This is a genomic window from Bacillus sp. C30, from assembly GCF_040838255.1.
Lineage (GTDB): Bacteria > Bacillota > Bacilli > Bacillales > Bacillaceae_G > Bacillus_A > Bacillus_A mycoides.
Genome location: NZ_JBFPJH010000196.1, coordinates 1 through 6,172 on the forward strand (window position 1 = coordinate 1; position 6,172 = coordinate 6,172).

A 6,172-nucleotide genomic window follows, 5' to 3' on the forward strand; every position below is an offset into this window, starting at 1 on the left:
ATTGATAAATGTAATCGTTTGTTAGAACAGATTATCGTTTAATATCTGTTCTTTTTTGCGTGATGCTGGAGAAATATATTACTCCAGCATTTACTGTTTTATGACAAAAAATATCGGTAACTTTTTTAAAAATAAGGTTAAATTCGTTGACAACTTTCTTGAAAAGCACTTTATTGACATGAGTTTTAGAATGTTGTTTCATAGTCTTTGTATTGAAAAAAATCGACGGTCATGTCGAAAAGTAAAAGTTAAAAAAAGAAAGAATTTATACATATATCTTGTGTCTTATTTTGAAACGTAATACAATATATAGAGAAATCAAGAAACGACATACAGAGAATATAGATTGGAGAGGGAGGGTCGGAAATGTTAGTTGCATATGATTCTATGACAGGAAACGTGAAGCGTTTCATTCACAAATTAAATATGCCGGCCGTTCAAATTGATGAAGCTCTAGTATTAGATGAAGACTTTATTCTTATTACGTATACAACAGGTTTTGGAAATGTACCGGAACGTGTTTTAGACTTTTTAGAACGCAATAATGAAAAATTAAAAGGCGTATCTGCAAGTGGTAATCGTAATTGGGGAGACATGTTTGGTGCAAGTGCTGACAAAATTTCTACTAAATATGAAGTGCCTATTGTATCAAAATTTGAGTTATCTGGAACAAATAATGATGTAGAATATTTTAAAGAAAGGGTGCTGGAGATTGCGACACATTGAACTGAATAATGAAATCACGCAAATGCAGGACGGTTTTTATCAGCTTCATAAAGATAAAGAGGCGTTAGAAGTCTTTATGGAAGAAGCTAGAGAGAATACCGTTCATTTTAATAGCGTGGCAGAGCGAATGGAGTATATGAAAGAACATGATTACTATTACAACGTTCTGGACGAGTATAGCTTGGAGGAAGTAGAAGGAGTTTATAACATCGCTTATGGTGAAAACTTCGAGTTCCAATCTTATATGGCAGCATCTAAGTTCTATAAAGATTATGCGTTAAAAACGAATGATCAAAAACAATACTTAGAAAGCTATGAAGATCGTGTAGCAATTGTGTCATTATACTTAGGACGCGGTGATGTTGCGAAGGCAAAACAATTCGCAAGCATGATTGTAAAACAAAACTACCAACCAGCGACACCAACCTTTTTAAATGCGGGAAGAAGCAGAAGAGGAGAAATGGTGTCTTGTTTCTTGTTAGAGATGGATGATAGCTTAAATTCAATTGGCTTTAACATTAATACTGCAATGCAATTATCGAAAATCGGTGGTGGAGTAGCTTTAAACTTATCTAAGCTACGCGCACGTGGTGAGCAAATTAAAGGTATTGATAACGCCGCAAGTGGTGTAGTACCTGTTATGAAATTGCTTGAAGATTCGTTTTCATATGCGAATCAGTTGGGTTAACTTTATGGCTCAACTATAAAACCAGGTCAATTGCTGGAACGCCTGAGTATATCAAGGTAGGATACTACGAAGAAATTACGTAGCGAACCCTGAAAATCCAAGATTGCAGGAAATCAGCAGCCGAGCTCCTAAATTTATTAGATAAGGAGAAGGTTCAACGACCAAGTGGCTATGTAGGTGACTAAGTAGCTCGAACCTGGCTTCTCAAAACAACCAAATTCAAAGGGTGTATACAGTTATTATAGTTTATGCCATATTCATGTGCATCAAACATATGATAAATGGTTAAATGAAGAATTTGGCGAGAAGAAGATATGGTCTGAACTCTATAGCGATATAGAGAGGGTAGCAGAAATGACTATCCCCCATACGTTTTGACGATATGGAGTAACAATATGCAACGAAAAGGTGCAGGTGCAGTATACTTAAACATTTTCCATTGGGATATTATTGAATTCCTTGATACAAAAAAAATAAATGCCGATGAGAAGAGCCGTATTCAGTCTCTATCAATCGGAATTATCGTTCCAAGTAAGTTCTTTGAGCTTGCTGAGAAAAACGAATCTTTCCATGTTTTCGCGCCTTATACAGTATTTAAAGAGTACGGAAAACATTTAGATGATATAGATATCGACGAAATGTACGATGAATTAATGAGCAATCCGAAAGTTAAGAAGAAGCCACTAGATATTAGTGCGCGTGATATGCTTATTAAAATTGCTATGATTCAGCTGGAGTCTGGTTACCCATACTTAATGTTTAAATCAAATGCAAATAACCAGCATCCACTGAAGGATATTGGAACTGTGAAGATGTCGAACTTATGTACAGAAATCTTCCAGCTACAAGAAACTTCTGAAATAAATGATTACGGTACAGAAGACATTATCCGCCGTGATATTAACTGTAACTTAGGATCGTTAAATATCGTAAACGTAATGGAAAATAAAGAAATTCGTGAAGCAGTTCATGCGGGAATGGAAGCTTTAACAGCTGTTTCTGATATGACGATCATTCCGAATGCCCCAACTGTGAAAAAAGCAAATGATGAGCTTCATTCAGTTGGACTTGGAGCAATGAACTTACATGGATATTTAGCAAAAAATAAAATCGCTTATGAAAGTGCTGAAGCGAAAGAATTCGCTCGTACATTCTTTATGATGTTAAATTACTACTCGATTGAGAAAAGTATGGAGATCGCTAAAGAAAAAGGCGAAACATTTAAAGACTTCGATAAGTCTGATTATGCAAACGGCACATACTTTGAAAAGTATGAAACGACAGATTACAGCCCAGTAACTGAAACAGTTCAGCAATTATTTGAAGGAATTCATATTCCAACAAAAGAAGATTGGACAAGTTTAAAAGAGCAAGTACAGAAGAATGGTTTATACAACTCATATCGTCTTGCAATCGCTCCGACACAATCGATCAGTTACGTTCAAAATGCAACTTCAAGCGTAATGCCAATCGTAAGTCAAATTGAATCAAGAACGTATGCGAATGCGACAACATATTATCCAATGCCGTATTTATCAAAAGATACGTTCTGGTACTATAAATCTTCTTACGATATGAATCAGTTTAAATTAATTGATTTAATCGCAGAAGTTCAAGAACATATTGACCAAGGAATTAGTACCATTCTTTATGTTAATAGTGATATTTCAACACGTGAGTTAGCACGTTACTACATTTATGCACATAAAAAAGGCTTGAAGAGTCTTTATTATACGAGAACACGTAAATTAAGCGTGGAAGAGTGCGTGGCTTGTACCGTTTAATATAAAAAGTGAGACATTATGAGCAGGGTTTTTCTGAACCCTGCTCATGCTTAGTTATCAATTTTTTATGTTTATTTAGAGAAGGGGCGATTTAATGCGTGCGGTAAACTGGAACAAAAAAGAAGATGATTTTAGTTTAATGTTTTGGAAGCAAAACATCGCTCAGTTTTGGACAGAAGAAGAAATCGCAGTGTCTTCTGACAAAAATACTTGGGCACAATTATCAAAAGAAGAGCAAATTGCTTATAAGCGTGTATTAGGTGGTTTAACACTTTTAGATACGAAACAAGGTGGCGAAGGGATGCCACTTGTACTTGTTCATCTTGAAAATTTACAAGCGAAAAGTGTATTAGCTTTCATGGGCGCTATGGAAGAAGTACATGCGAAGAGTTACAGCCATATTTTCACAACGTTAGCTACTGAAGAAGAAATTGATGATATTTTTGAATGGGTAGATAACCATCCATTACTTGAGAAAAAAGCTGGTATTGTTACTAGTTACTATCGTCGCTTATTAAAGCCTGAAGTAACGAAAAAAGAGTTATACATGGCAATGGTAGCAAGTGTGTTCTTAGAAAGTTACTTATTCTATAGTGGATTCTTCTATCCACTTTACTTAGCGGGTCAAGGTAAATTGACGGCAAGTGGTGAGATTATTAACCTAATAATTCGTGACGAGTCAATTCACGGCGTATTCGTTGGTATTTTAGCACAACAAATCTTCACAGAACTTTCTGCAGAAGAGCAACAAGAAGTACAAACGGAAACGCAAGAGTTATTAATGGAACTGTATGAAATTGAATTGGCATATACAGAAGAAATTTACACTTCTATCGGTCTTGTAAAGGATGTAAATCGTTTCGTTCGTTACAATGCGAATAAAGGACTTATGAACTTAGGGCTTGAGCCGAAGTTTGAGGAAGAAGAAATTAACCCAATCGTTTTAAATGGTTTACGTACAGATACGAAAAACCATGACTTCTTCTCTGTAAAAGGAAATGGTTACGTAAAAGCAACGAATGTTGAAAAGTTAGCAGACGATGACTTCGTATTCAATTTTTAATATAGTGTTATAGAAAAAGCTGTCTTTATAGAAAAGACAGCTTTTTTGCTATGAATAGTTTACATAATGTTATTATTTCATGGAAATATTTTAATCTTGTAAAAGCCCAATTTTTGAGGAAGTGGGAATCAAGAAAAAACACGGATTAAGGTTTTATTTTCATATTTAGTCGTATGAGAGATTGAATAACTTATGTCAAAATGAATAAAAAATGAGAAGAAATGAGGTCTAATTCCACCTATACGTTCTTTTTAATATTGAATTTTTAAACTCTAGAAATTTTGGCTTGAAAATTGCATGAATATTTAAAAAGTAACAAAAAGGGAGGTAATACTCGGTGTGATATATAGTTATTTGAAAACGCTTCCTTTTGATTGTCGATTTTCAAATGGAAATTAGATAGAGAAAGTAGGAGGAATGATAGGTGGGGAAAGTAGTTGGTTTAAAACGTTCATTAGGGCTTTGGTCAATTGTTATGCTAGGGGTCGGGTATATGACACCGATGGTTGGGTTTGATACATTCGGAATCGTTTCTGAAAAAACGGGTGGTCATGTTCCAGGAGCTTATCTTATTGCATTAGCGGGGATGTTGTTTACCGCTGCAAGCTACGGAAAAATGGTAAAGGCTTTTCCTACCGCAGGATCTGCTTATACGTATACACAGAAGACAATTAGTGCAAGGCTTGGGTTTCTTGTTGGATGGTCCGCGTTATTGGATTATTTGTTTCTACCAATGGTGAACGCACTATTAACGAGAATTTATATGTCAGCATTTTTCCCAAGTGTTCCTAGTTGGGTATGGGTCATTGGCTTTGTTCTCCTGGTTACATTAATAAATATGATTAGCGTAAATGTTACTGCTAATTTCAATACGTTCTTAGTAATATTTCAAGTGTTAGTAATGGCCGTATTTGTTTTTCTAGTTATAAAAGGCTTATTAGCGGGAGAGGGAACAGGAGAAGTTTTTTCCATTCAGCCGTTTTTTCAATCAGATATACAAATATCACCGTTAGTTGCAGGTGCAACAATTCTTTGTTTCTCATTTTTAGGTTTTGATGCAGTAACTACATTTTCAGAAGAGACACCAAACGCCAAAAAAACAATTCCTCGAGCTATTTTTCTTACTGCTTTAATCGGCGGAGTTTTATTCATTACTACAACGTATTTTACACAATCTATTTTTCCAGATACATCTGTATTTAAAAATCAAGAATCAGCATCCCCAGAAATTGCGCTATATGTTGGCGGGAAATTATTTCAAGCTTTCTTTTTAGTAGGAACCCTTATGGGGACACTTGCGTCTGGTTTAGCTTCTCATACAAGTGTATCCAGGTTATTATACGTAATGGGGCGAGATAATGTAATTCCGAAGAAAATATTCGGATACATTCATCCTCGCTGGAGAACCCCAGTATATAATATTATTTTTGTAGGAATTATTTCGCTCTTCGCTATATTCATTGATTTAGAAACAGCAGCATCTCTTATTAACTTTGGAGCGCTTATTGCATTTACATTTGTTAATTTGTCTGTAATTTCTTACTATATAATCAAGAAAAAAAGATATAAGACGATAAAAGATTTCTTAAATTACTTAGTTATGCCTATTTTGGGTGCTGCTACTGTAGCCGTACTATGGTTTAATCTCAATATCCATTCACTTATTTTGGGACTTTGCTGGGCTGCTATTGGAATTGGGTACCTTCTATATGTTACAAATATGTTCCGTTCAGCTCCTCCGCAAATGCATTTTGAAGAAGCACAGGAAATATAAAGTGAAACTATAATCAGTGGGGGGGTGTTCATCCCCCGCCGATTATTAGCCCTCATCAATCGGGCGTTTACGGGCAGCGGGGCTCCCACCTAACTTCTTTGCTCCAGCCGAATTTTGAGGTGGGAGTTTTACTGCCC

3 protein-coding genes and 2 pseudogenes are annotated in these 6,172 nt (G+C 35.5%); all 5 read left to right on the plus strand.

The genetic code is table 11. From position 1 onward, the window contains the following. Nucleotides 1–366: 366 nt before the first annotated feature. On the plus strand, nt 367–726 hold the full coding sequence (gene nrdI / locus AB3X49_RS16020) for a class Ib ribonucleoside-diphosphate reductase assembly flavoprotein NrdI (RefSeq protein WP_367963289.1): 360 nt from the start codon (nt 367–369) through the stop codon (nt 724–726). After that, a pseudogene (locus AB3X49_RS16025) lies at nt 713–1,411 on the plus strand (ribonucleotide reductase barrel domain-containing protein); the annotation flags it as partial. The gene nrdI and the pseudogene AB3X49_RS16025, both read left to right, overlap by 14 nt. 401 nt (nt 1,412–1,812) lie before the next feature. Further along, a pseudogene (locus AB3X49_RS16030) lies at nt 1,813–3,198 on the plus strand (ribonucleoside-diphosphate reductase subunit alpha); the annotation flags it as partial. A gap of 94 nt (nt 3,199–3,292) precedes the next feature. Then, complete coding sequence (gene nrdF / locus AB3X49_RS16035) at nt 3,293–4,261, plus strand: class 1b ribonucleoside-diphosphate reductase subunit beta (RefSeq protein WP_367963291.1); 969 nt, start codon at nt 3,293–3,295, stop codon at nt 4,259–4,261. A 424-nt stretch (nt 4,262–4,685) separates the two neighbouring features. Beyond that, entirely contained in the window at nt 4,686–6,035 is a 1,350-nt protein-coding gene (locus tag AB3X49_RS16040) for an APC family permease (protein ID WP_002126196.1), read from the plus strand. Nucleotides 6,036–6,172 lie beyond the last annotated feature (137 nt).

Coding starts and splice junctions, on each gene's coding strand:
- nrdI (WP_367963289.1), top strand. CDS start 367: ATGTTAGTTGCATATGATTCTATGACAGGAAACGTGAAGCGTTTCATT.
- nrdF (WP_367963291.1), top strand. CDS start 3,293: ATGCGTGCGGTAAACTGGAACAAAAAAGAAGATGATTTTAGTTTAATG.